General features: G+C 42.9%; 19 protein-coding genes. 5 read left to right on the forward strand and 14 right to left on the reverse strand.

The annotated features are described in order from the left end of the window. Positions 1-7: 7 nt before the first annotated feature. Positions 8-1,636 (reverse strand): PAS domain-containing sensor histidine kinase, encoded by a 1,629-nt coding sequence (locus BLQ87_RS10965; protein WP_074606401.1) that lies wholly within the window; start codon positions 1,634-1,636, stop codon positions 8-10. Next, positions 1,614-4,589 (reverse strand): CheR family methyltransferase, encoded by a 2,976-nt coding sequence (locus tag BLQ87_RS10970; RefSeq protein WP_074606404.1) that lies wholly within the window; start codon positions 4,587-4,589, stop codon positions 1,614-1,616. The genes BLQ87_RS10965 and BLQ87_RS10970 overlap by 23 nt, the downstream gene beginning before the upstream one ends. 284 nt (positions 4,590-4,873) lie before the next feature. On the opposite strand from BLQ87_RS10970, the gene BLQ87_RS10975 reads away from it, so the two are divergent. Further along, positions 4,874-5,878, forward strand: a complete 1,005-nt coding sequence (locus tag BLQ87_RS10975) for a glycosyltransferase family 9 protein (RefSeq protein ID WP_074606406.1) — start codon at positions 4,874-4,876, stop codon at positions 5,876-5,878. Here BLQ87_RS10975 and BLQ87_RS10980 read toward each other — a convergent pair. Further along, on the reverse strand, positions 5,858-6,505 hold the full coding sequence (locus BLQ87_RS10980; protein ID WP_245723839.1) for a response regulator transcription factor: 648 nt from the start codon (positions 6,503-6,505) through the stop codon (positions 5,858-5,860). The genes BLQ87_RS10975 and BLQ87_RS10980 overlap by 21 nt on opposite strands. Before the next feature lie 255 nt (positions 6,506-6,760). On the opposite strand from BLQ87_RS10980, the gene BLQ87_RS10985 reads away from it, so the two are divergent. Both BLQ87_RS10985 and BLQ87_RS10990 read left to right on the forward strand, forming a co-directional pair. After that, entirely contained in the window at positions 6,761-6,955 is a 195-nt protein-coding gene (locus BLQ87_RS10985) for a cold-shock protein (RefSeq protein ID WP_074606411.1), read from the forward strand. Positions 6,956-7,165: 210 nt separating this feature from the next. Then, positions 7,166-7,645 (forward strand): ankyrin repeat domain-containing protein, encoded by a 480-nt coding sequence (locus tag BLQ87_RS10990; RefSeq protein ID WP_074606948.1) that lies wholly within the window; start codon positions 7,166-7,168, stop codon positions 7,643-7,645. Positions 7,646-7,648: 3 nt separating this feature from the next. Here BLQ87_RS10990 and BLQ87_RS10995 read toward each other — a convergent pair whose 3' ends face one another. Both BLQ87_RS10995 and BLQ87_RS11000 read right to left on the reverse strand, forming a co-directional pair. Then, a complete protein-coding gene (locus BLQ87_RS10995; RefSeq protein WP_074606414.1) occupies positions 7,649-8,083 on the reverse strand; it encodes a response regulator in 435 nt (144 codons plus the stop codon). Positions 8,084-8,308: 225 nt separating this feature from the next. Further along, positions 8,309-9,544: a thioredoxin family protein gene (locus BLQ87_RS11000; RefSeq protein WP_074606416.1), complete on the reverse strand. Its 1,236-nt coding sequence runs from the start codon at positions 9,542-9,544 to the stop codon at positions 8,309-8,311. A 560-nt stretch (positions 9,545-10,104) separates the two neighbouring features. On the opposite strand from BLQ87_RS11000, the gene BLQ87_RS11005 reads away from it, so the two are divergent. Next, the gene (locus BLQ87_RS11005) at positions 10,105-11,199 is read left to right on the forward strand and encodes a PDDEXK nuclease domain-containing protein (RefSeq protein ID WP_074606419.1); all 1,095 of its coding nucleotides are present in this window, start codon (positions 10,105-10,107) and stop codon (positions 11,197-11,199) included. A 119-nt stretch (positions 11,200-11,318) separates the two neighbouring features. Here the strand turns inward: BLQ87_RS11005 and BLQ87_RS11010 are convergent, their stop codons facing one another. From BLQ87_RS11010 to BLQ87_RS11020, 3 genes are all read right to left on the reverse strand, one after another. Continuing rightward, positions 11,319-12,464 (reverse strand): efflux RND transporter periplasmic adaptor subunit, encoded by a 1,146-nt coding sequence (locus BLQ87_RS11010; protein ID WP_074606421.1) that lies wholly within the window; start codon positions 12,462-12,464, stop codon positions 11,319-11,321. A gap of 13 nt (positions 12,465-12,477) precedes the next feature. Continuing rightward, on the reverse strand, positions 12,478-16,836 hold the full coding sequence (locus BLQ87_RS11015; RefSeq protein WP_074606950.1) for a CusA/CzcA family heavy metal efflux RND transporter: 4,359 nt from the start codon (positions 16,834-16,836) through the stop codon (positions 12,478-12,480). Between the two features lie 97 nt (positions 16,837-16,933). After that, positions 16,934-17,308, reverse strand: a complete 375-nt coding sequence (locus BLQ87_RS11020) for a hypothetical protein (protein ID WP_074606422.1) — start codon at positions 17,306-17,308, stop codon at positions 16,934-16,936. Positions 17,309-17,393: 85 nt separating this feature from the next. On the opposite strand from BLQ87_RS11020, the gene BLQ87_RS11025 reads away from it, so the two are divergent. Then, on the forward strand, positions 17,394-18,008 hold the full coding sequence (locus BLQ87_RS11025) for a class I SAM-dependent methyltransferase (protein WP_074606424.1): 615 nt from the start codon (positions 17,394-17,396) through the stop codon (positions 18,006-18,008). A 26-nt stretch (positions 18,009-18,034) separates the two neighbouring features. Here BLQ87_RS11025 and BLQ87_RS11030 read toward each other — a convergent pair whose 3' ends face one another. Genes BLQ87_RS11030 through phnY form a run of 6 tightly spaced genes read right to left on the reverse strand, consistent with a single transcriptional unit; the run spans position 18,035 to position 25,957 of the window. Beyond that, positions 18,035-19,636, reverse strand: coding sequence for a LamG-like jellyroll fold domain-containing protein (locus BLQ87_RS11030; protein WP_172664749.1), 1,602 nt, complete (start codon positions 19,634-19,636; stop codon positions 18,035-18,037). Between the two features lie 31 nt (positions 19,637-19,667). Then, entirely contained in the window at positions 19,668-20,753 is a 1,086-nt protein-coding gene (locus tag BLQ87_RS11035; protein WP_074606426.1) for an alkaline phosphatase family protein, read from the reverse strand. Positions 20,754-20,756: 3 nt separating this feature from the next. Next, the gene (locus tag BLQ87_RS11040; protein WP_074606428.1) at positions 20,757-22,067 is read right to left on the reverse strand and encodes a DUF5690 family protein; all 1,311 of its coding nucleotides are present in this window, start codon (positions 22,065-22,067) and stop codon (positions 20,757-20,759) included. A 15-nt stretch (positions 22,068-22,082) separates the two neighbouring features. Then, positions 22,083-23,315: an NAD(P)/FAD-dependent oxidoreductase gene (locus BLQ87_RS11045; RefSeq protein ID WP_074606431.1), complete on the reverse strand. Its 1,233-nt coding sequence runs from the start codon at positions 23,313-23,315 to the stop codon at positions 22,083-22,085. A gap of 29 nt (positions 23,316-23,344) precedes the next feature. Then, positions 23,345-24,490, reverse strand: a complete 1,146-nt coding sequence (locus tag BLQ87_RS11050; RefSeq protein ID WP_245723840.1) for a TIGR03364 family FAD-dependent oxidoreductase — start codon at positions 24,488-24,490, stop codon at positions 23,345-23,347. Between the two features lie 21 nt (positions 24,491-24,511). Continuing rightward, on the reverse strand, positions 24,512-25,957 hold the full coding sequence (gene phnY / locus BLQ87_RS11055; RefSeq protein WP_074606433.1) for a phosphonoacetaldehyde dehydrogenase: 1,446 nt from the start codon (positions 25,955-25,957) through the stop codon (positions 24,512-24,514). Positions 25,958-25,965: the final 8 nt, after the last annotated feature.

Here is a 25,965-nt window from a genome sequence, read left to right on the forward strand (position 1 = left end):
ACAAAGTTTAATAGCCCGAAAGCTCCGACAATTCGGGATCACTTCTGAATTCAATCGTAATGCTGGTTCCCTTTGCTGAGGTCTGCAGATCCATTTTTCCGTTTAAGAGAAAAATCCGGTTTTTTATACCACGGATTCCCGATCCCTGAGAAAGCGATTTCTCTACCTCCTTGTCAAAACCAGTCCCATTGTCGCTGATGACGAGCGTAATCATTTCATTTTCTGTACAGATCTTAATCTCTGCTTCAGTCGCATTTGCGTGTTTGATGCAGTTATTAATCAGTTCCTGAATCATTCTGAAAACATACAGCTGAACCTCAGATCTCAGCAGATCAGCCGCGCTGTTGATCACCGTTTTAATCCGAAACTGTGGTGTGCTTAAGCGTTGCGCCATTTCCCGGACTCCTGCGTTAAAGCCGAAATCCCTCAATACAGAAGGGGTCAACTCGTAAGACAGTTCCCTGGTTTCCCTGATCGCCTGATCCAGCAGTTTGTTTACATTGGTAAACTCCCCCCTTAAATTTTTGGTGAGCTGTATATTCTGCAGGTTTAAACGGATTCCATATAAAATCTGACACACACTGTCGTGCAAGGCGCTGCTGATCTTATAGCGTTCCTTTTCCTGCGCATTAAAAGTGGCTGATAAAACGAGTTTTTGTTTTTCTTTCTCCAGCGCTTCAGCCTCTCTGGCCAGCCTTTTACGCTCGGTAATGTCCATGATGATTCCAGCGAAATAGTTGTGCATGGTCTCATTCTTCACTTCATGCCCTTTGGCAGAAATATTTTTCACTTTCCCGCTTTTTGTAACAATGCGAAATTCCAGGTCCAGATCCGTAAAAGTATTGATCATATTCAGCAATTTATGCCTTACCCTTTCCTGGTCATTGGGATGGATCAATGCGATCAATCCTTTGATCGTGCCGTCAAACTCCCAACTGTTTAGCTCCAGAATGGAATAACTGAAAGCATCCAGAAAGACTTTATTGTTGCCCAGCTCCATCGTCCAGGTTCCTGTTCCGGAAGCGGTAAGTGTCATTTCTAACCGCTGACTGGTTTCAATGAGTTTTTGCTGTGCATTCCTGCTTTCTGAAATGTCAATAACGGTCACATAATATTTACTTTTTCCGGTAAATATATCGGAAACGGCGATGCCCTCCATCCTGGTATAGAGCTCCTGTCCCCCATTCAAAGAAATCAGAATCTCAGAACTTTGCTTGCTGTCTTTGGACTGCATTCTATGCAGAAAACCGTAGAAAATCTCCCAGTGTTCCGGGGCGATAAAACTTTGAAAACGCTTTTGGAGTACACTTGATTTGGAAATATCCAGCATATCTGCACCGGTTTGATTGGCCTCCTCAACCATTCCCAGATGATCCAGGATAAAATAGCCCACGGGAGCCAGATTAAAGAAACCTGCAAACTTAGACCTTTCATTTTCCAGCATCTGATAGGAAGCAGAAAGCTCGTCATTCTGCATCTCCAGCTCCAATTGAAAGATCTGTAGCTCTCCCAGCAGTACCTCGAGCTCCTGATCTGAGATCCTTTCTTCAGCAGAGATTTCCGGATCTTCAGACCTTTCCAATCTTGCCCTCAGCAAGGAAATCACTTTTTCCTTATGGATTTTCTTTTTGTTCACGTTCTTTTTCGATGAAGGTTACAATACTCACTGCCTGTTCTTCCGTTTTGGATTCGGGAACGTACTGCACACTGATCATTAACGTCTTCATACCAATTCCCTGAAAATCGTGCTGGAGGTATAATTCGGTTTTCTGCCTATCATCTAACAAGGCATCCAGTTTATTGGTATTCCATCTGTTATGAACAATTTCCATAAAAAATTGTTCTCTGATTTCATCCTCTCTTAATTTAAACAACTTTAAAAACGCATGATTGACCACCAATACCCGCCCTTCTCTGTCCAGAATAATTGCAGCATGTTTTAACCGGTCTACGGCATCCTGAATGTAACAGAGCAAGCTGGAGAATTTACTTTCCAGGGCTTTAACAGGAGTGATCTTAGTGAAAGTCAGTACCGCCCCGCTGATGAAATTGTCCATCGTCCGGTAAGGCATAATCCTTAGGTTATACCATTCATTGGATTTGTTTTTTACCTCCAGCTCTTTCCCATTCAGTTTTTCAATCACCTCTACAATAGCACTTTCAATAGAAGGATAGTCGAAGTTGGAAGCAATATGGGTAATTGACCGTCCTACATCTGAAGAAATCACATTGAACAACTTGTTTACCTGTGGGGTGAACCTCAGAATATTGAGGTTATTGTCCAGAAAGATCGTCCCTATATCTGTATTGTCCAGCAGGTTCTTCATATCGTTGTTCATTCGGGTCAGTTCTTCCGCTTTATTCTGATATTGAAGGTTAATGGTCATCAGTTCCTCATTCAGGGACTGCATCTCCTCTTTAGTCGTCAGTGCTTCTTCGTTGGTACTTTGCAGTTCTTCATTGGTGCTTTGCAATTCTTCATTCGTGGATTTGAGCTCCTCCAGTGAAGTTTCCATCTGTTCGATGGTCGTATGAAGCTGTTGTTTGGTATACGTCAGCTCTTTTTCCAGTTCTTCCACTGCACTCACCTGGGTCAGGCTACCTTTTGCACCAGCTGTTTTCCGCTTTTTTACCGGCCCCTGGTCTATGAAAACCACGACAAACATATTTTGCAACTGAATGTCGTTCAGGTAATCCACGGTAAAATCAACCAGTTGGGCCTGGCCCTGGTAGTCAATCTTCAAACCGGTATATTCAATTTTATCTTTTTGCAGCGCACATTGATGGATTGCATTGCCCAGGGCGTACCTCAGTTCCTCGACCACCATTTTATGAATGTTCATTGAAGCTTCTCCGGAGGAGAACCTCAGGTATTTATCAACCTTTCCATTGATATAAGAAATCTCCCCTCTTTCATCTACGAGCAGAGAAGCCGGAGAATAGGAATCCAGCAACACTTTGTGAAAACGTTCCGCAAGCAAACTTTTGGCTACAGGCTTATCAGTCATCCCTTTAATCGTTTTATCCGGCTGATTGGTAATGTTAAATGGAAAATCAATCATTTTTCCGGCATTAGATATTCCTTCCTTTCGTTCATAGAGCCTCCATTTGGAGTCCAGGACATTAAAAGCATCATTAAAAGGACCTACAGATTCTGCGGGGCCCAGAAATAACAATCCGCCAATGTTCAGGGAATAATGAAAGATAGGCATCAGTTTTTTCTGAAGATCTGTGGTCAGATAAATCATCACATTCCGGCAGCAGAGCAAGTCAAGCCGTGTAAAAGGTGCATCTTTAATCAGGTTATGCTGGGCGAAAACAATCATTTCACGCACTTCCTTTTTAACGACATAACCATTGTTCTTCTTTACGAAATAACGGTCTAATCTTTCCGCAGAAATCTCTGATATAATATTTGAAAAGTAAAATCCTGCCCTGGCATGCTCTATGGCGTTCGGGTCCAGGTCTGTCGCAAAAATCTGAACTTTTGTCTGAGGACGGGACTTTACTGCAGCCAGAAACTCCATGATCAGAATGGCTATGGAATAAGCTTCTTCTCCCGTAGAGCAGCCTGCAATCCAGACGCGGATCGGATCTTCGTTATTTTTCTTTAAAAGTTTAGCATAGAGCAGGTCTTTCAATTCCTCGAATGCCGGAACATCCCTGAAAAATTTGGTAACCCCAATCAACAACTCTTTAAATAGGGTTTCTATTTCCTGAGGATTTTCCCTCAGGTAGTTGACATAATGGATATAATCGGGAAGCTGATGAAAAGCAATCCTCCGTTCTACCCTTCTGGTAATCGTATTTTTCTTATATAAAGTGAAATCATGTCCGGTATGTGATCTCAGCAACATTAGAATTTTGTTCAAATGCGTATAGTTGTTTCGTTCAAGAAGCAATTCATCTGTTCCCACGGCTTTTAATGCAGGGTGGTTCAGGTATTGGATCAGTTTAGCCGGCATTTCTTCCGGAGCAAGGACATAATCCACCATTCCCGTCTCAATTGATGCCGCCGGCATGCTGCTATATTCTGCAGTTTCCGGAAGCTGGGCCATCGCCATTCCCAGCTTTTCTTTGATCATCCTTACCCCGGTCTCCCCGTCTGCACCCATTCCTGAGAAAATAATCGCCACTGCATAGTTCCATTGATCTTCTGCCAGGCTTTGCAGGAAATAATCTATGGACATGTGCGCTCCTTTAGACCTGGAAGCATTGAACAACAGCAGGTGCCCATTGTGAATGCCCATATCCCGATCAGGAGGAATCACATACACATGATTGATCACTAATTTTGTTCCGTCTGTGGCTTCAACCACCGGCATTCCTGTAGACTTCTGCAGCAGTGCGGCAACGCCCATATTCTGGACGGGATCCAGGTGCATAATGATGACAAAAGCAAATCCACAATCGACCGGCATGTGCAGGAAGAACTTTTCAAAAGCATAAAAAGAGCCCGCAGATCCTCCCATTGCGATAATAGGAAAGAATTTCGTTTGCTTGCTTTTCTCACTCTGTTCTAATGTCATTTCAGACAGCTCTTCCTCTTTTAGCAGTTTATGATTAGATTTCTCTACACTTCTGGTCATACCGATCAAAATTAATAGGCTAATGTAAGATTAAAATAATTTCTATACAATCCCGCCTTTTTCGGGCAACGCCCTTTCCATTTCCGTCTGGTCATCTGAAAATCAACACCTTAAATGAACAAAAAAACAGGTATATACCTCTTTTTTTCCGGGAATAATACTTATTCACAAAACGATAAGTACCTGATTTTCAAATTAACACTTCATATCAGCTTTGCTAAGTTTAAATTTATTGAACAAATGCCTGATCCTGTTCCTGTTCATTAACAATTGATCTGACGCTCATGAAATTCTCAAAGAAAGAAATCAAAAAAATAGGCATTTTCCGTGCATTGCAATTGGGAGATCTCCTGTGTTCCATTCCGGCGATGCGCAGTCTCCGCGCAGCTTATCCCAATGCAAAAATTTACTTTATAGGTTTGCCGGAAACGGAAGCGGTGATCAAAAGATTGTCGCATTATCTGGATGATTTCATCCCCTTTCCAGGTTACCCGGGTCTGCCTGAGCAGCCTTTTGATGAAGAAAATTTCCATTGTTTTTTAGCAAAAATCCAGGCCATAAATTTCGACCTGATTTTACAGATGCAGGGGAATTCTAACCTGCTGAATCAACTGATTAAATCTTTTAACACCAGGTATCTTGCCGGTTTTTGCAGAGACCGTTCCGATCAAAATGATTGCTTTCTGAGCTATCCGGATGATGGACCCGAAATCCAGCGTCAGCTGAGCCTGGTGGAGCATCTTGGAATTCCTCTTTCCGGCGATGAACTGGAGTTCCCGTTATTTCCGGCCGACCATCAACACCTGGAACAGCTGCGCCTTCCCATCGGGCCTGGTGCTTATGTATGCATCCATCCGGGTTCCAAAGGGAGCTGGAAACAATGGCCATCAATTTATTTCGCCTGTATTGCCAACTATTGTGCAGATCTGGGCTTCAAAGTGCTCCTTACCGGTAGTCTGCATGAAATGCAGCTCGTACAGCATGTGGCAGATCTGATGAAAACAAAACCTATAATTTGTGCTGGAAAAACGACATTAGGGTCATTGGCCGTATTGATAAAGCAGGCTGCAGCTGTCATTTCCAATGCGACAGAAATCTCCGAGATCGCCACCGCCCTTGATACCCCAAGTATGTACATCAGTATGGACAAAGAGCCCTTTCGCTGGGGCAAATCAGATCAGCGGCTGAACCGCATTATAGATTGGAACAGCCATCCTGATTTCAGGATCGTTCATCAGGAAGTAGTGTCTTTATTCGGGGAGCTGCAGTTATTTCACAAATCCGTTTAACACCGCATATCGAATAAGTGCGGCGGTATTCCGGACACCTGTTTTTTCGATCAATGCCTGGCGATGTCCCTCTACAGTTCTCCTGCTGAGGAAAAGCTGATCAGAAATCTCATTATTGGTAAGCCCTTCGGCAATCAGGTTCAGCACTTCAACTTCTCTGGAAGAGAGCTCCACAAGTGGAATCTGTGTTGCTGAGGTCCCAACCTGGCGCTGCATGACATCATCCATATATTTAAAAGACAATTCTGAACAGAGGTATCTTTGTCCCATACTTGCCTGACGAATGGCAAAGACCAATTCATCTAATCCTATATTTTTCAACAAATAGCCAAGTGCTCCTTCTGAAAATGCTTCGACAACATATTTTTGCTGATCAAGCATAGACAAAATCACCACTTTTATAGGAGGGTAAGAGATTTTGAGGGCTTTAATCAGAGAAATCCCATCCATCCCGGGCATATTGATATCCGCCAGCACCACATCTGCTTCCAATCCATTGCGCAACATCTCCAGGACCTCAGTTCCATTCGTTGCTTCGCCAACAACATGAATACTTTCTACCCTTTCCAGCAAAAGCCTGATCCCATCCCTCACAATCAGGTGGTCCTCCGCTAATATTACCTTCAAAGCCTTCATATCTATTTGAATTTCAATTAAATTAACAAAAATAGCCCCCGAAAGTTCGGATATTTCAATGGAACTATCCTAAAAACGGGTAAATACTGTATTCTATACACATATACGTATTGAGGTACGGATTAACACCTGATTATCAGGCATAATATACCTAAAATAGATCATTTCTGCCAGATCGCAGAAACAATTTCCGATACCGCATGTTCCGCTGGTATCCAGTTAAAAAAAAATAAATGATCAGACACCATGCAAAAAGGAACAGTAAAATTTTTCAATGAAGCCAAGGGTTTTGGCTTTATTGTGCCGCAAAGTGGCGGGCCTGAAATATTCGTGCATTCTACAGGGCTCAGGGAGCAGATCCGCGAACGCGATGCAGTGAGCTTTGAAGTTGAAAAAGGCAAAAAAGGTTTAAGTGCTATAAATGTAAAAAAAAGCATTTAGCACCCAACAAGTGTCTGACAATAGGCTACACTTATTGTCAGACACTTGTTCTTCTGTTTAATACAAATTTCTATTTTAAAAAAATACCGTATTAATCCAGAAAAAATCAGGTATTTAACCTCAGCAGGCAGCAAGAATTTTCCCTTATTATTGTTAATGATTCAGACATTATTTCAAAGGATTATTCCAACAAGACATCAAACCACACAAATGCTTGATACCATTCAAATTATCATCCATGCGGCAAGGGTGGGAAATACGGCTATTTTGAAGGAAATGCTTCGTTCCGAAAACGCGGTAGATTGCCGGAATATGAGAGGTTATACCCCCTTGATTACTGCTGGTTATCACAATCAACAGGAGATTGCCCAAATCCTCGTAGCGGCTGGTGCAGATGTTAATGCTCAGGACAATGGGGGGCATACTGCACTCATGGCTGCAGCCCATGAAGGTTATAAAACGATGGCTGAATTCCTGATCCGCCATGGAGCAGACCTGAACCTGCAACATGAAAACGGAGCTACGGCATTAATGTTTGCGGTCATGTTTGACCAGAATGAGCTTCTAAAATTGTTATTGCAACATGGTGCTGATCCGTTTATCAGGAATGCCTGGGGCCGTTCAGCGATAGATATTGCCATACTACAAGACAATAAGGAAGCGATTAACTTGTTAAAATCAATGGGATAAGCATTAATTACATCCGGATGAGACCAGTGTATTTGCGGTTCTTTTCTTATCGCTCCAATATTGCATTAAAAAGGCATCGATCCTTTTCATCAGGTCGGTCAGTTCAAAAGGCTTTGCAATAAAGCCATCATGACCATAGGCACCTAAGGACAATATCTGATTAGGAAATGCAGAATAAATGACCACCGGAATATCTTGTGTCAGCTTATTCTCCTTGATCTGGATGCAAAGCTCTCCCCCATTCACGACTGGTGATAAGTACTCTAACAGGACCAGATCGGGCTGGAAGCCAATGACCAGGGGGACGATGTGATTTATACCCGAATAAATCCTGTACTCGAACCCGCATTTACTAAAACACGAGGAGAGTTTTTTATACAGGCGCCGGTCAGACTCGACTACCAGAATTTTAAATGGCTTGACAAATAATTTTTCCATAAGAGCTTAAACTCCTATAAAATTATAAAATATATAATCCTGACTGCCCCGTTTTTATACGGATATTAGCAGGATGAAATACGTATTTTCAGCGTTTGCCTGCTGAAAAAGTTTCCGTAAATTGATCCGTTTTACAAACACATAGACATCTTGATATATAGCTATAAAAAAGCTCCGAATTTTAAAATCCGGAGCTTTTCCATTATTGCATCATCTGATGTTTATCTATTTTTTATCCCAGGTTTTCTCTCCTTTTTCCATTTTATCAAGGGTAGCCTGGTAAGTTGGTTTTTCTGCTGCGGGAACCAGGGCAATCGCTTTCTTTTGCATTGCGATTGCTTCCTCTTTCTTGCCCATTTTATAAAGCAGATTGGCATAGGTATCCAGGAAAGCAGGTTCTTTGCTTTGCGTATCGTCTACACTGCGTTTGCTCCATGCCATGGCAGAAGCCACACATTCTGCATCATGACAGTTTTCAAATACGGTCCATGCAAAACTATTTAACATAGAACCGTCTACCTCTGTGCCATATTTTTTCATATACGCCAATACTGAGGATTGAAATTTAGGCCAGTTTTTCATGTTTTGATAAAACTGGACCTGCAACAGTTCCGTGGCTTTGTTCAGGTCTACTGCCGGGTATTTTGATTTTGCAACGGTGATCAATGAATCCAGATTAGCAGAAGGTTTTCTCAAATGAGGATAGATTTCTTCCTGAAGGATTACCCCGGTCAGGACTTTATTTGATTTACCTTTACCCAGTACGGCATCTACTTTTCCCGGTTCTTTCAGCATCAGCTGAAATCCTTTGCTTTTGCTGCTTTGTGTAAACTTGCCTAAAAACTCCAGGTTGTCTTTTGTGTATAAGTTACTTTGTGTTTCCAGATAAGCTGCAGCGATTTTCCCCGCATTCTCCTGATCATAAGCTTCCTCAGCTACAGATGCCAATTGCTTTAAAGTCTCCGGAGCAGCATTTCCCGCTTCATATTTTTTTAGCAGGGTATAATATTGCGTTTCCGGATTCAATGCTTTTTCAGCTTTGGCAATAAATCCATCTGCATCACCACCACCCACAATCCTGTGAACCAGTTCACCCTTTGGTGAAAAGATCAGAAAGGTAGGATAAGCCTGAATCTTGTAGGCTTTATTGATGGCATCCGCATCGGCATACCAGCTTTTCACTTCTTCATTATCGTCTTTGGTTTTATCGAACTGGACCTTTACATTCACAAAATTCTTATTAAAGAAAGCGCCTACTTTCTCCTGAGGGAAGATGGTGCTGCTCATGTATTTGCAAGGACCACACCAGGTGGTAAAGCAGTCGACAAAAAGGTATTTATTTTCCTTCATTGCTTTTTCACGAACCTGTGCCCAGGTCAGGCCATGTTCAAAATGTGTTCCTTTATCCTGTGCAATTCCCATGAAAGGGATCAGGAGAAATAATAAAATTAACTTCTTCATTTGATTGTTTTTTTATGACACGTTAGATTGTTTTTTTTCTAACACACAAGATAACAACTCTCTATCATATAACGATATAACTCCATCATATTTTTGAAAAACATTCAACATATCCCCCTTCTTCTAACCCTTATTCTGATTTATTCATGGTCCTCTATACCAAGATTCCACCATTTGTAACGCTTTCCGGCAAGACCATAACAGCTCCCGGAAATACACATTTTAAGCGCGTTTTATACCAGCTGCCTACCCGCCTTTAACACGCTTTCAAGCGGGTCACCACCGAGTATAGAGCGTGTATAGAGCCTGGTTAGAACGAGTTGATCCGCAAGCTGCCCTCAAGCGGTCTCGTCCTGCTCTGGCTATACCCCTTTTAATGATATTTAGGCTCCTTCTCTTTTTTAATAGCCAAATCATTAAAAGACTCAAAGTATCATAAACAGATATAAAATTATTTATTAGTAAAATAAAAAAGATGAATGATCTGGAATTACAAGATATATTATTCAACATTGCATTAGATAAACATTCATAAAAACGGCAGGAAATACCAAAAATAAATGAAGCAACCCAATAGCACAGTCCGGACAACGCCGTTAAAAAGGGATTTCTTTCCTCTTCTTGAAAATATTAAAGCCATTATATCTGAGACGCAGAATCAGGTTGTCCAGAGCATTAATTCGGCGATAATTGTGGCTTATTTTCAAATAGGCAGAATGATCGTCGAAAATGAGCAGCAAGGAATTCAACGTGCAGCCTATGCAAAAAAAACCATCCTTCGTTTAAGTAAAGAATTAACAACCGAATTTGGAAAAGGCTATTCCGCAGACAATCTGGAAAGGTTCAGGAAATTTTACAATGCTTATCAGCACAGGATTTCCGCTTCAGTGATGCGGAAATCTTCAAGTCGCTCAAAACCGGCCTCAGCGATTCAGAAACAGGAGAATGTTGCCGGAACTGAATTTCCATTTCGTTTAAGCTGGACTCATTATATTCAGCTCCTAAAAGTCAAAAATGAAGATGAACGGAGCTTCTATGAAATTGAAGCTGCAGAAAATAACTGGTCAGTAAGAGAGTTACAACGGCAATATAATTCAGCGCTATTTGAAAGATTAACATTAACCAAAGACAAGGAAAGCGTACAGCAACTTATTAAAAAGGGACAGATTCTTGAAAAACCGACTGACGTTTTAAAAAGTCATTACGTTTTGGAGTTTCTTGGATTAAAAGAAGATTCCGGATATTCTGAGAATGATCTGGAAACTGCAATTATCGACAAGCTGGCGCATTTCATGTCTGAGTTAGGAAAAGGATTTTTATTTGAAGGCAGACAACGAAGGTTTACATTTGAAGGAGACAGCTTTTTTGTTGATCTCGTTTTCTATAACAGGTTGTTAAAGTGCTTCGTTCTTTTTGACCTTAAAATTGGCAGATTAACCCATCAGGATATGGGCCAAATGCAGATGTATGTAAATTATTATGACAGGAAAATAAAGACTTCTGAAGAAAATCCTACCATAGGCATTATTCTGTGTAAAGAAGAAAACAGAACAATTGTAGAATTCACCCTGCCCGAAGACAATAAGCAGATTTTTGCAAAAGAGTATAAGGCCGTTTTACCGAGTAAAGAATCCTTAAAAAAACAACTATTGTAATACCTGATGCCCTCAGATGGTTATCAAACTGAAGTTATGGTTGTTATATCGTAACAAAATGGTTTTAAGATTTCCGCATCGGTGATGCGGAACTCTTAAAACCTTCAAAATGAGAAATTTTACGCTCCTTCTTCCCCTCCGTTTTTCATTTTCATCAGGATCGCATAAGCGTTCTTCATGACAATATTCTTCGCAGGCAATGGCGATTTTATCTCTGTAAAACCCTCACTTAAAATACCAGGTTCTACGCCGATCATTTTGTACTGATGGTTTCCTTCATCTGTAAATACATAAAACTTGTTCTCCCATTTTACGACCGCTTCATCAGGAACCGCTGTAACACTGGCATGGTTCAGCTTTACCGCAGCATTCAGGTACGTTCCCGGCAACAACTCTTTACCGTAGTTTTCCAGGTCACAATGCACACTGATGCTTCTGTCCTCCCCAATGGCGGGGCTGATCAGGTGAATCGTGGCCAGGTATTTTTTATCCGGATTTCTATTCGTTGTACATACAATTTTCTGTCCTTCTTTAAGACTGGAAGCATCATTCTCTAAAACGGTTAAATTGACATGAAGCTTCTTTGGGTTGATGAGTTCAAACAAAACATCCGTTGCATTGACATACTTGCCCGTATTCACGTTTACTTTGGTTACATGACCATCAATCGGGGAATAAATCTGAATCCTGCGGGAAATATTACCTGCAGTTAGCGTAAGCGGGTTTAATCCAATTAGCTGCAATTGCTCTGCCAATGATTTAACCATGATCTTTTGCTGGTTAAAATCACTCTCTGTTTGTTGGAAAAGTTTATCACTCGTCGCTTTTGTTGCATTCAGTCCTTTTTGTCTGATGTAGTCTGATTCTGCAAACTTCAGTTTATTTTTTGCCATCAGGTAATCCTGCTGCAACTGTACATATTGCTGATCTTCGATCGTCGCCAGTACTGCGCCTTTGCGGACCATCATTCCCGGAATAAGGTTCGTTTTTCTGATATATCCTCCCAATGGAATGCTGATAGAAAAGACATTTTCCGGTGGCACATCGACCAACCCGTTTACGTTGAGCATACTGCTCATTCCTCTTTTCTCCGGCATACCTGTCGTAATTCCCGCAATCTTTTTCTGCTCAGCAGTAAATTGAACAATGTTGTTTTCCTGTTTAACTGCCGGCCTGGATACTTCTTTTGTCGCTTCTTTCTCTGCGTTTGCGCAGGACATCAACAGGAGTAAAAAAGAGAGGCTTAATATGGTGTTTGTCTTCATGATAATATGCTTATTATTTGCTGGTACTTATTCTTTCGATTTCAAAAGCAGACGCATTGAACTGCTGAACGGTATTAAAATATTCACTGCGAACCTGGATGCTCTGATTTACCAGTATTACCCAGTCCAGATACCCTATTTCCCCTGCATTGAGCTTTTGGCTTGCCGTATTCATCATCACCGTTGCATTTGGCAACAGCCTGTCCTGATAGGATTTAATGAGCTTCTTTTGCTGCTCATAGTGCTGGTGTACCTCTTCCAGTTCCATATTCAATTGTTGACGTGCAACTTCCAGCTCCTGCTGCTTTTGAAGGATCTGCACGTTTGAGGCTTTTATTCTGGATTTTTGTGCGCCAAAAAAGATCGGAATCCCGATTCCCATACTTAGGGAAGAAAAACGTTTACTTCCTCCATAATACTGCTCCGCTCCTATTGCATTGGTTTGCCAGCCAATAATACTCGCATTATTATAACCAAGGTTAAGAGCAGGCAATAGTTTGCTTTTTTCCAGCTGCATCTGTTGCCGGGATAACAATAGCTCCTGTTCTTTTAACCGGAACAAAGGATTTCCTTCTATTTCAGCCGCTGAGGACAACAGGCCATAAACTGCGGCTTCCGGAGCAGGCTCGAACTTCACACGGCCATTCAATAAGACATTGAACCGGTTTAAAAGTACGCGATAGTCCTTCTTTAACATTTCCAGTTGATTGTTGATCTGAAGTTTCTGGTTTTCGGCCATGTTCAACTCCAATACATCGACATCTCCCGCCTGATACCGCTGCTTCGACTTTTCCAGAAATTCAGTATATACCCGATCTGCTTCCAGCAGGAGCTTTTCCTTTTCCTGAAGGACGAGCAAGCCATAATAGCTCAGTTTTACCCTTGTTTTCACATCTGATGTTTGTTGTTGTAACGCGATTTCACTAAGCCGCACATTGGTTTTAAGTACTGCCGATTGCCGGGCATATACCGCAGGAAATTCCAGGTTCTGGGAAATCGAGAACTTATGGTCATTTGCCAGGCTGTTAAATTTGCCATATTCAAAACCAAGATTTGTTTTTTCCAGATCAAAACTGCTTTTCTTTAAAGCCTGATGATAGCTGATCTCTGTGACCGAAACCTGTAATGAGCGGTTATTTTTGGCCGCGGTATCCAGTGCTGCTGTTAAGGAAATTTTCTCCTGCGCTTTTACACTTCCAAAAACACTACAGATCAATACCAGTGCAGTGAGCATTCTTTTTCCCGGTTTAAAATAGCCGAAACCTTTTTCAAAAACAATATAAAGCATGGGTAAAACAAATAAAGTCAACATGGTAGAAATGATTAAGCCCCCGATCACTACGGTGGCCAATGGCTTTTGTACGGCACCTCCTGCCCCGGTACTGATCGCCATAGGGATAAAACCCAGGGATGGAACCAGTGCCGTCATGAGTACCGCACGTAATTTAGATTTGGTTCCATGGACCACGATGCGTTTCACATCATCCCAGCCCTCTTTCTTTAGCCGGTTAAATTCCGAGACCAGTAAGATTCCATTCAGAACCGCTACGCCAAACAAAGCGATGAAGCCTACACCGGCAGAGATGCTGAAAGGAAGATCTCTCATCCAGAGTGCCAGAATCCCACCGATTGCCGAAAGCGGAATGGCCGTATAAATCAGTAAACCTTGTTTTACAGAATTAAAAGCAAAATATAACAACAGGAAAATAAGAAAGAGGGCAATGGGAACCACCACAGCTAACCTCGATTTCGCGGCTGTCATGTTTTCAAAAGATCCACCATAGGCGATCGTATATCCCTTTGACAGTTTCAGGTCCTTACCTGCTTTTCCCTGAAGCTCCTGAACGATCGACTGGACATCACGGTCCTTTACATTAAAGCCGACAATGATTCTGCGTTTCGTATCCTCTCTTTGAATCTGGTTTACCCCCTCAACTTCTTCAATTGAAGCCACCATGCTCAGTGGAATCTGCGTTCCATTGCCAGTAGAGATCATCAGATTTTTGATATCTTCTACATTCTTACGGGCATTTTCCGATAGCCTGACTACCATATCAAAGCGTTTTTCTCCTTCATACACCTGACCCGCAATCTGTCCTGCAAAAGCAGTGTTGACCACCCGGTTTACTTCGCCTACATTGAGTCCGTATTTAGCCATTCCATCGCGGTCATATTTGACCACGACCTGAGGCATTCCCGTCACCTGCTCTTCGTAAATGTTCACCGCACCTTTTACCGTTCCGATAATTTCGCCGAGGCGGTGTGCATAAGCAGCCAGAGAATCCAGGTCCTCTCCAAAGATCTTACAGACGACATCCTGCCTTGCCCCCGTCATCAGTTCGTTGAAGCGCATCTGAACAGGAAACTGAAAACCGACTGTAATGCCTGGCACTGCCTCCAACGCCTTTGTCATCTTCTCGCTCAATTCCGGAAAAGATTTGGCAGAGGTCCATTCCTTTTTATCTTTTAAAATCACCATCATATCCCCTGCTTCAAACGGCATCGGATCGGTTGGTACTTCCGCACTTCCGATTTTGGTAACGACCTTTTGTACTTCCGGAAAATCCCGGAGTAATATTTTAGCCGCCTGTTGTGTGGTCTGAATCGTATTGTTCAGGTTACTTCCGGTCAGCAAGCGGGTTTCTACCGCAAAATCACCTTCCTCCAGCTGAGGGATAAACTCTCCTCCCATTTTACTCAGGACAAATAAGGAAATTCCAAATAAGGAGATCGTCACCAATAAAATGGTTTTAGGAAAACGAAGCAATGCGCCCAGTAAAGGCTGATATTTTCTTTCCAGCCAGATGATCAGTTTATCGGTCAGATTTTTCTTATGCTGCAGTTTTTTATTCAGGAATAAAGCCGACATCATCGGCACATAAGTAATGGAAAGTATAAATGCACCTAAAATGGCAAAGGCAATCGTGAATGCCATCGGCTTAAACATTTTTCCTTCAATCCCTTCCAGCGACAATATGGGCAGGTAAACAATCAGAATGATGATCTGGCTAAACACTGCCGACTTGATCATCGATCCGGTTGATTTGCTCACTTCTGTATCCATCTCTTCCTGATTGATCCGGTCCAGTTTCCTGAAATGTTTGGAATGGGAGAAGCGGTGTAAGATCGCTTCAACCACAATGACAGAACCGTCCACGATGAGGCCAAAATCTATGGCTCCCAATGACATCAGGTTTCCGCCAACGCCAAATTTGTTCATCAGAATGATGGCGAAAAGCATAGATAATGGAATCACAGAAGATACGATCAATCCCGCCCTCAGGTTTCCTAAAAAGAAGACCAGGACAAAGATCACAATCAATGCACCTTCCAATAAATTCGTTTCTACGGTCTGAATGGCATTGTCTACCATTTTTGTACGATCCAGAAAGGGTTCTATGACCACGCCTTCCGGAAGCATTTTCTGGATTTCAACGATCTTCTCCTTTACCCGCTTTACGACTACGGAAGAGTTTTCACCTTTGAGCATCATGACCACAGCTCCGGCCACTTCGCCCTGATCGTTATAAGTCATGGCTCCATATCTGATGGCAGAGCCCAGTTGTACCGTAGCCACCTGGCTCATCAGTACCGGCATGCCATTGTTTAATTTTTTAACAACGATTTTCTGAATGTCCTCCGGAGTTTTTGTCAGTCCTTCACTCCGGATATACAATACGGTAGGCCCCTTTTCTATATAAGCACCTCCGGTATTTTCATTGTTCTTCTCTAAAGCATCGAAGATATCGGTGATGGTCAGGTTATAGGCTTTCAGCTGTTCCTGTTTAACCGCAATTTCGTATTGTTTGAGCTTGCCACCAAAGCTGGATACCTCTGCTACACCGGGGGTTCCGAGTAGCTGACGACGAACAATCCAATCCTGGATTGTACGGAGCTCCTGCTCGTCATATTTACCTTCATATCCTTTGAGTGGTCTGACCACATATTGATAGATTTCGCCCAGGCCTGTAGATACAGGGGCCATCTGAGGTGCACCTATCCCCTGCGGAATTTCCTGTTGCACCTGTTGCAGCCGCTCGCTAATCTGCTGCCGGGCCCAGTAAACATCTGTTTCTTCATCAAAAACGATGGTTACTAAGGAGAGTCCAAAGCGGGAGAAACTCCGGATTTGTTTCAGACCTGAAATACTGCTGCAGGCCTGTTCTATGGGGAAAGTAATGAGCCTTTCAATGTCCGGTGCACCAAGGGAAGGTGAAACGGTAATCACCTGAACCTGATTGTCTGTAATATCAGGAAGGGCATCTATGGGTAATTTTGTAACCTCGTAAGTACCCCAGCCCATCAGGGCGAGTACAAACAGGCCAATAATCAGCTTATTCTTTACAGAAAAGCCAATGATTTTATTTAGCATAATCATTGTGTATTAATGAAACCGATAATAATAAAACCCTGTCTGATCAGGAGAAATGATCCTGCAGTTAGAGGGAAAAAGAAAAAAATAAGATCGGTTATGCCCTTGGCGGCTTAAAGAAAGCTCCCGGCTCGGGATTGGAATGGAAGTATTTTTCAATGCTCCAATTTTGATCTGCGATCAAAACCGAACCTGCTTTTTGGATGGTAATTTTCCCTGCGGGAATCGCCAGCTGGATGATCGTCTGGCCTTCTAACTTCTTAAAAGGAAGCTCCATATCCTCTTTTTGGTCATCATCGTCGATGTCCTGACCGAGGTAATGCATGGCGATGAAATCCAACACCCCGATCCTTTGATCCAGCTCATGGTGCCTTAAAAAATGAGACACGAGTTTTGGCATTTTAAATACTTCGATGAAAGAAGCATTTAAGATGAGAATGGGGAATAAGATGAATAAGCAAGCCTTTTTCACAAGGCAAATATAGCTTTAGCTTTTTAAAAAGCATTGGTCCCTATTATATTTTAATGCTTATTTTTGTATAAAATTTATTCTTCTTATGAGTGAAAATAAAAAACACTGGGAGAACGTCTATACCGATAAACAACCTCAGGAAGTAAGCTGGACGCAAGAGGTGCCACAGACGTCGCTTGACTTTATCCGTGACTTTAACCTGGCTAAAACAGCCAATATCATTGACATTGGTGGTGGCGACAGTAAACTTGTAGACTTTCTGCTGGATGACGGTTATCAAAACATCACCGTTCTGGACATTTCCGAACAAGCCCTGTTGCGTGCGCAATCCCGTTTAGGGGAAAGAGCAAAACTGGTCACATGGATTGCTTCTGATATCCTGAACTTCTCACCGGACACTCAATATGACCTTTGGCATGACCGGGCAACTTTACACTTTTTAACCGCAGCCGATCAGGTAAAGCAATATACCGGTATTGCCGCATCTTCGGTAACAGGCTTCCTTACCATCGGCACCTTTTCTCATGACGGGCCGAAACAATGTAGTGGTCTGGAAATAAAGCAATACAACGAAGAAGAGCTACAACAACAATTATTGAAAGGCTTTACAAAAATTCGCTGCATTACTGAAGATCATACTACGCCTTTTGAAACAAAACAGAATTTTTTGTTTTGTAGTTTCAAGGCAACAGCCAATTGAACCTCCCTGGAATGCGCTTTTCAAGGTTAATCTTTTTTCAATTGAAATATCGTGATTAACGCCGCATGATCGGAAGGGAACATCACCGGATGATAATCAATCACCCTGGATTCTATAGGATTCAGACCTTTACCTTTATAGTAAATAAAATCGATCCGATCTCTCAGGCCATATAAATCTGTTGTCGGGGCTGCCCTTACTCCCCAGGTTAGTCCCGGATCTGACAAAGGATTTCGGTGTAGTTTGCGGTAACTGTCCGTAAATCCTGCTTTGAGCATTTCCAGACTCTCCGGCCATTCCACTGTCAGCCCATAATGAATGGCCTTGGTATCTTCAATCCAGTCCAGGTGAGATCCCATATTGAAATCACCGCCCATAATTACCGGCAAACGGTCTGTATTCTTAAGATAGGGATCGATCTTTTTCAGGATTTCTTTTATTTCTGCGTGTCGGGTCGAAGCTTCTTCTTTGATCAGTTGCGGAGCGTTTTTTTTCTCCTGCCTGATGCTGGCATCTACATCCGGTAGATAATTCAGCCAGGTATTTAAATAGATCAGCTTTTTCTCCGGACCCAATTTTAAGGTCACTCCGCCAAAATTAGAAGGATGAAACTCTCTGACTGTTTCGAGAATCGGATAACGGCTCATGATAGAAAGATTGGCACTGATCAGGTAAAAATAATACCCTAAAGAATCGGCAATGACTGCTCCTGAACCATAGGTTTCCACCAGGCCAACAATATCGGCATTGCTGGATTTGATCGTTTCGATAACACGCTCCAGTCCGACTGCCTGCCCATACCGATGGCCTCCATGCCAGATATTCCAGGTAAAAACTTTTAAATGATCAGGAACGATTGTTTCTTCTTTTGTCCTGTCTGGAAAGAATTGTAAATATTGTTTTTGTACTTCGGTAACAGAGATGGCGCGGTTCCAAACCTTTACTTCATCTACAAAACCGTTAAAAGCATTCCATTGGGCATTAGATCCGTATTCCCATTTTTCATCCGAACCACCAATCACTGTTGAGAATTTGGTTTCCAGACTACCAAAGCCAGGCGTATTGTAGATGGCGATATTTTTTCCATCCAGGTATATCCAGACTTCATGCGTCTCTCTTTGGACCGTGAATAGAATCTGATGCCAGTTGCCGTCATTGATCCTCTGCCTTTCCGCAGTTGGTTTATAGTCATAACGTTGTTTCCCGTCATTTAGCAGCAGTGCCCAGGCGCCGTTTTCCTGCGTATAAATCTGCCATCCTATCGTAGCGCCGTCCTCAGCGATCTTATTTCCCATGATTGGTGTTCCCATTCTTGCATTTGCAATGGTTTTTACCCAGATCTGCAGGGAGAATGAAGTTTTTTCTGTGAATTCAGGTAAGATTCCTTTGTCCAGTTTAACAGGCCTTCTTAAAATCGCATTGGAAGAAAGATCCAAAGCTTTCCCGGACAGACCTTTCACATATTGCGATTGCTGTAAATCAACGGCGTAATAGGCACTGTCTTTAGGTGTAAGGTGTTCCTTAAAACTAAAATCATCAAAGTTGAGCCGATACACCGGTTGCTGTGCATTTACATTATTCAGTGCAAGAATTAAGGCTGAGATCATCAGCATTTTTAATTTCATCATGTATTTTATCATTTCAGGAACCATATCTGACTTACTTCAATATGCTTTCAATTGCAGCTCCGATCGGGTTCACAGAACTGAATTCAAATCCAAGCAATTTTACCATTGTTTTTGCCAGTTGATCCTGATAAATCTGCCCCTCATTTCTTAGTTCGCCTAAGGGTTTAATTCCAGGCCCCATCGCAATCAGCCAGGTATCGTTGGCATGTGGAATGCTGGCCCCATGGCTTGTCCATTGATTGCCTTCGCCCCTGCCATGATCCGGCATAATGATTAAGGTCGTCTTGCCTTTGTAAAACGGATCACTTTGCAGGTAATTCCATAAGCTACCAATCATGGCGTCTATATTCCGGGTGGCATCAAGATAAAAATCATATTTATCTTCATGTCCATACTCATCGGTATCCGCAAGATCCAGGTACAGTACTTTAGGATGCCTGGCTTTGAGGTAAGATTTTGCCAACGCATAGGTCGTGGCATCCAGACGTTCCCCCTCTCCCCAGATTTTTGGCTCATAGTGCTGGATTTCATTTGCCAGTGCTTCTCCTTCGCTGAGGTTTTTTCCGGTGATGTTCTCACCTGGAATGTTCACCATCAAACCATTGCGGTTTCTATTGATGATCCTGCCAACCGCATCCCAGGAAGCAAAGCTGACTACTTTTCCTTTGTATCCTTTTTGCTGATCCAGAAATTCGAGGATGTTTTTGTTCTCATTGTCCGGGTGACCATTCGACTTTACTTTAGGATCCGCATATCCGGTCAGGTTTTCACTGCGTCCGGGATAGGAGATCCAGTAAGGATTTTTCAGGTTTACCTTATTTCCCAGGTCTCTGTTTCCATAAATCTGTCCGTTCTTCGCGATCGTACTCCAGAGGAAAGGCATTAAATTGATCCTTCTTTGTTGTACATCATCAGACCAGTACTTTTTAAACCTTTCGGCAGAATCCTGAGAATTGAATTTTTTATGGAGCAGCAATCCTTTTTCTGCTCCTTTGAAGACTTCGCCCCACCTCAATCCATCTATAGAGATGATGATCAGGTTTCCGTCAGGAGTTTTAGTTTGTGCAAAAGTCCCCTTTACGCAGAGGAGTAAGAGGAAGAATAACAGGTGTTTCATATTTTATTTATTTAACGGTATACGGTCCAGAATTCCGGTGATTGGTCCTTTAACGCCTATTTTTCGGTTAAAGAAGATGGCAGATAAAATGAGCAATAGCATACAGATTACCGTAAGGAAGTAGCTGAACTGCATTAATACCTTCGCCCAGCTTAGATCCTTCATAAAAAACTCTTTATAAAGCAATAAGCCGACGCTGCCCAGGTAACCTGCAGAATCACACATATACACGAAAAAACCTGCATTTGCCTTGATTTTGAACAATGCGATCATCCGCTCAAATAAAACCACCTGAATCGGGGTATAAGCTAAGAACAAGCCCATTCCAACCAGCAGCATCCATAAGAAAGGACTCAATATATGAAAGTGAAAAAGCAAGGTACTTCCCCCACTAAGCAGGAGTCCCAATGCCACCAGATATTGCGTTCCCCAAAAGCCTTTGATGTTATTTCGAATCAGTGATAAACATCCTATGGCAATCAATACGATCACTCCTGAGATGGCTTCTGTAATCGAAAAAACAGTTTTATCCCAATGTGGTGCAATTTCATTCCAGATCTCTACCGAGAAATTATCCCGGAAATCCCGCATGGTGGTCAGCATCGTATAGACCAATCCAATTCCGAGTATCGCCGGGCCATATTCTCTTAAAGCCAGGCGTTTATCTTCAGCTGTCATAGGCAGGCGTTCTACGCGCAATAGTTTATCTGTATCATCAGGTTCAGGAATGACGGACAGCATCCATACAAACAAGAGGAAGGCCGGTAAAAAGAGCAGGCCCATTACGCAAGGCATCCAGAATTCGCTGATGAAAGGAAGCCATTCATGGACCATAAAGTAAATGGTTTTGATGATTCCTGAAGATACAATGAGACTGATGCTCATTCCCATTGCCAGCATTTCGGTAAAACGTCTTCCTTCCAGATAACTAAAAATAATGCCCCAGACCATGCCCAGAGGCAAACCATTCAGAAATAAAAAGAAAAAGTTATAGGGATAAGGCACCAGGCCGAAGAGCAGCAGGGACACCTCTGCAAAGAGGATCAGGCAGATGATCAGCTTTTTTCTGCCCGAAGCTTTGAGCTCAGAGATCACTTTGATGCCTAAAAATTTAGAGACCATATACCCAAATACCTGGGCAATGATCAGCACTGCTTTATAGTCCAGGTCCCAGAGGCTCATTCCAGCATAAGTACCACTGGTAAAAGGCTTCCTGAAGGCATACATGCAGAAATAAGTACCAAAGGCGGCGAGCATACACCAGAACACAAAGAATACTTTGGAATGGCTCAGCAAATGTTTAAGTCGGTTCATTCTGATGGTTTAAGTTTAGCCACTTACTTTTGTTGACCTTGCACGCGCACATCTTTCGAGCCATTCGGGACTGAAGGGATCTACCTCCCCAAACCGCTGAAGGTCAAAAGCAGAAAAGTCGTAAGGATTTGCTTTTCCTGCTGCCAGTTCTGCAAAAGCCAGACCGACTCCCCCGCTCACAGAGATTCCTGCACCCACACATCCGGTAGCCATCAACAGGTGATTTACACCGGGAGCAACGCCCATAGACAGGTTATTGTCCGGCGTATATCCGGAAAAGCCGGCAACATAATACTTCATTCCGATATCGTAAACTTTAGGGAAGAAACGCGCCAGCCTGTCGATCACTTCTGAAAGGTCCTGCACTCCTTTGTCCGGACTAAAAGAAAAGTCATTGACATTTGAAGGAATCAGATCCGCAGAGACACTCAAAGAATTCCGTTCCCTGATTCCAAACAGCAGACTTCCACCTTCCGGACGTGCATAAGCCTGCGCATCCGGCAACAAGACAATCGGTGAATTTACCGGAAAAATGTTGTTCTTTTCTGTGATCCAATACTGGCTTCTGGTGGGGGCCATCGGCAGGCTCACTCCTGCTTCACGGGCAAATTTTGGCGCCCATGCGCCTGAAGCTACAATCGTTGTTCCTGCGATGATGTCTCCTTCTTTGGTATGAACACCCAGGATATCATTGCCATCCATAATCAAGTTTAAGGCTTCCAGACCCTGAATAAATTCTGCACCCTGTAATTTGGCACATCTGGAGAAGAAAGTTCCCAGGAGATATGGATCACAATAGGCTTCATCCGGCATATAACCAATGCTCAGCGCCTCATCTGTCTTTAGCCAGGGCGACATTTTATGCGCTTCCTCCGGAGAAATATAATGGGCAGGCTGATTAAATTCGGCCGCAATTTCCATCAATTCTTTCAGCTCAGCTAACCTCGCTTCTGAGGCGGCCAGGTGAATCACGCCACTAAATTTCATGTCCATAGATTCGCCCAGGATTTTCTCCATTTCGGCAACCACCTGATAGGTTTCTAAAGAAAGCGGGATAAAAGGTTTTTTAGCCCTGATTTTGGTGACCAATGCTGCAGCATGACTTGTTGCAGCATTGCAAAGTTCGTTTCGGTCAAGAACGATCACTTTTTGTCCGGGATTATTACGGGTATAATAGTAGGCGATGGCACAACCAAAGACACCTCCCCCAATGATCACCACATCGGCTTTCTTATATTGTTTGTTCATACTCAATTTGGTTTTAAAGGTCTTGTTGGTTATTGGTATATCTTTTGGATACTTGCTTCGGCATAACCCGCAGCGGAGGTCATCCCCTTTCCGCCTATGGCTGTCCGGATGTGTATCCGGTCGTCAATATCGTATTCTACGATTGGTTTGCTTTTGTGCTGGGGATAAAAGCCGGCCCAGGATTCCGAAATTTTATGAACATCAAAATTCACGATGCGCTGTGCTTCATTGATCATCAGTTCATTTACCTGATGGTTGATTTTGAAGCCGAGATCATCGGTATGGTTTACTTCCGCATATTCATGGGAATCCCCAATAATGATGGATCCGTCTATTCCTTTTTTGAACAGGATGTGAATGCCCCATTTCCTCAGTTCTTCCTGATCTTCCCGGTTGGAAAGCTTTTTAAAAGAGGGACATTCCTGAAAAGATTCATACCTTCTGACCGACAGGCCGGTCAGGATATTTCCTTCCAGCTGTACTTCCGGCATAGGGATGGTCTTCATCATTTGCAGCTTACAAAGTGTGATTCCGCTTTCTTTAAACAGGTCGGCAAAGAGCAGTTTAAATTCCCCACCGTTACAGATCACTACTTTTTCCGCATGCATCGTTTCTCCGGCAGCACTGACGATGCGGACTTCGTCGCCCACCACCTGACATTCCACGATTGCAGTAGCAGGTTTATAGCTGAGATTGGGATATTTCCCGCTGGCCCAGGCAATCACCCTGTGAATCATCTGATCCGGTTCTACGCTGATTTCCTGCGGAAAGAAAAGCCCACCTTTACAATATTCCTCTTTTAAAGAAGGGTATTTCGCCAGGCAGTCGGCAGAGGATAACAATACAGATTCATAATCCGATTGATCCATTGTTGCTTTTAATTCCAGGATCAGCTGCAGTTCTTCCTGATCTGAAGGGATATAGAGTGTGCCATTATTACGGACACTGATGTCAGATTCCTGCTGAATTTCTTTATAGAGTTCAGTTGCGCGCAAGGCATAAGGGAACCAGTCGGAGGCCATTCCTGAAGGTACGACCTGGCCAAAATTCCTTACCGTAGCGTTTACCGGATATTGGTCTTTTTCCGTCAGCAATACCTTCTTTCCCATACGGGCAGCATGTATCGCATGAAAGGTTCCGAGCACCCCGGAGCCTACAACTATTAAATCATACATTGTTGTTTTCATCATTTTATCTTACCAGGGCATAGAAAATGTTTTCACATAAGAGAAGCATTTGATCGCTTCCACCACTCCTTCTTTAATGCCAAGCCCGGAATCTTTGATTCCTCCAAAAGGAGAATTCTCAATGCGGTATCCTGGCACTTCATTAATGTTTACTGTTCCTACTTTCAGTTCTTTGACGAAGCGGATCGCATGGTCCATATTGTTGGTGACTACCCCAGAGGATAGTCCAAAAGCAGTGGAATTAGATAAAGCAATTGCATCGTCGACATCTGTAAAAGTCAGGATGGGGGCCAATGGTCCAAAAGACTCCTGTACCACCATTTGCGCATCTCTTGGCACATCAACAATCACTGTTGGTTCCAGTAATGCGCCATTACGTTTGCCGCCATACAGGACTTTTGCACCTTGCACAACCGCCCTGGCAACGACTTCCTCCAGATAAATCGCAGAGGCTTCATCGATCACCGTCCCTACTCTTGTTTCCGGATCTGCAGGATCGCCACAAGTGTATTCTTTTGTTTTTTCAACAAATCGTTTGGTAAACTCATCAGCGATACTTTCCTGAACCAGGATTCTTTTTACCGCTGTGCAACGCTGTCCTGAATTGCGAAATGCACCTTCTGCAGCTAAGGTAACGGCGAGATCAAGATCTGCGTCCTCCAGCACGATCAGCGGATCATTACCACCAAGCTCCAGGATTACCTTTTTATAACCCGCAGTCGCTGCAATCTTTTTACCTACTGCTACGCTTCCGGTAAAAGAGACCAGGTCTACTTCCGGCGCCTGAACCAATACTTCCGCCACTTCTTTTGTTTCTCCCAGCAGGACACTTAACATATATTCAGGTAAACCTGCTTCGTATAATAATTCCACAAAACGGATGGCCGTTAAAGGTGTTTTTTCCGAAGGTTTCAAAATCACCGGTGTTCCGGCGGCTAAAGCCGGAGCAATTTTATGTGCCACCTGATTTAGCGGATGATTAAAGGGGGTAATGGCCACCGCAAGTTTTAAAGGTTCGCGAAGGGTAAAGATTTTACGTTGTTTTCCATTCGGGGAGATGTCACAGGAATAGATCTGTCCATCATCTTTCAGGCATTCAATGGACGCAAATAACAATACATCGTGTGCTCTTCCAATTTCATATTCGGCTTCTCTGATACACAGACCGGATTCCGCAGTAATCAATTGTGCAAATTCTTCCTTTCTAAGCAAGAGTAAAGCTCTGGCTTTGTCCAGGATGCTGTATCTTTCATACCGGCTTAAAACGGTTCCTCCTTTCAGCGCAATGGCGATTGCATTTTGAGTATCCGCCTGGCTTGCCATTTCTACGGTGCCAACCAATCGTCCATCGTAGGGGCTATTTACCAGCAGTTGCTTTTGTGAGGAAACGGGTTTACCAGCGACAAGGGAAGCTAATCTAATGATATTATCAGTGGCAGTTAATTCTTCTTTCATATACTTAA

It is taken from the genome of Pedobacter steynii (genome assembly GCF_900103665.1).
In the GTDB taxonomy this organism is placed as follows: Bacteria; Bacteroidota; Bacteroidia; order Sphingobacteriales; family Sphingobacteriaceae; genus Pedobacter; species Pedobacter steynii.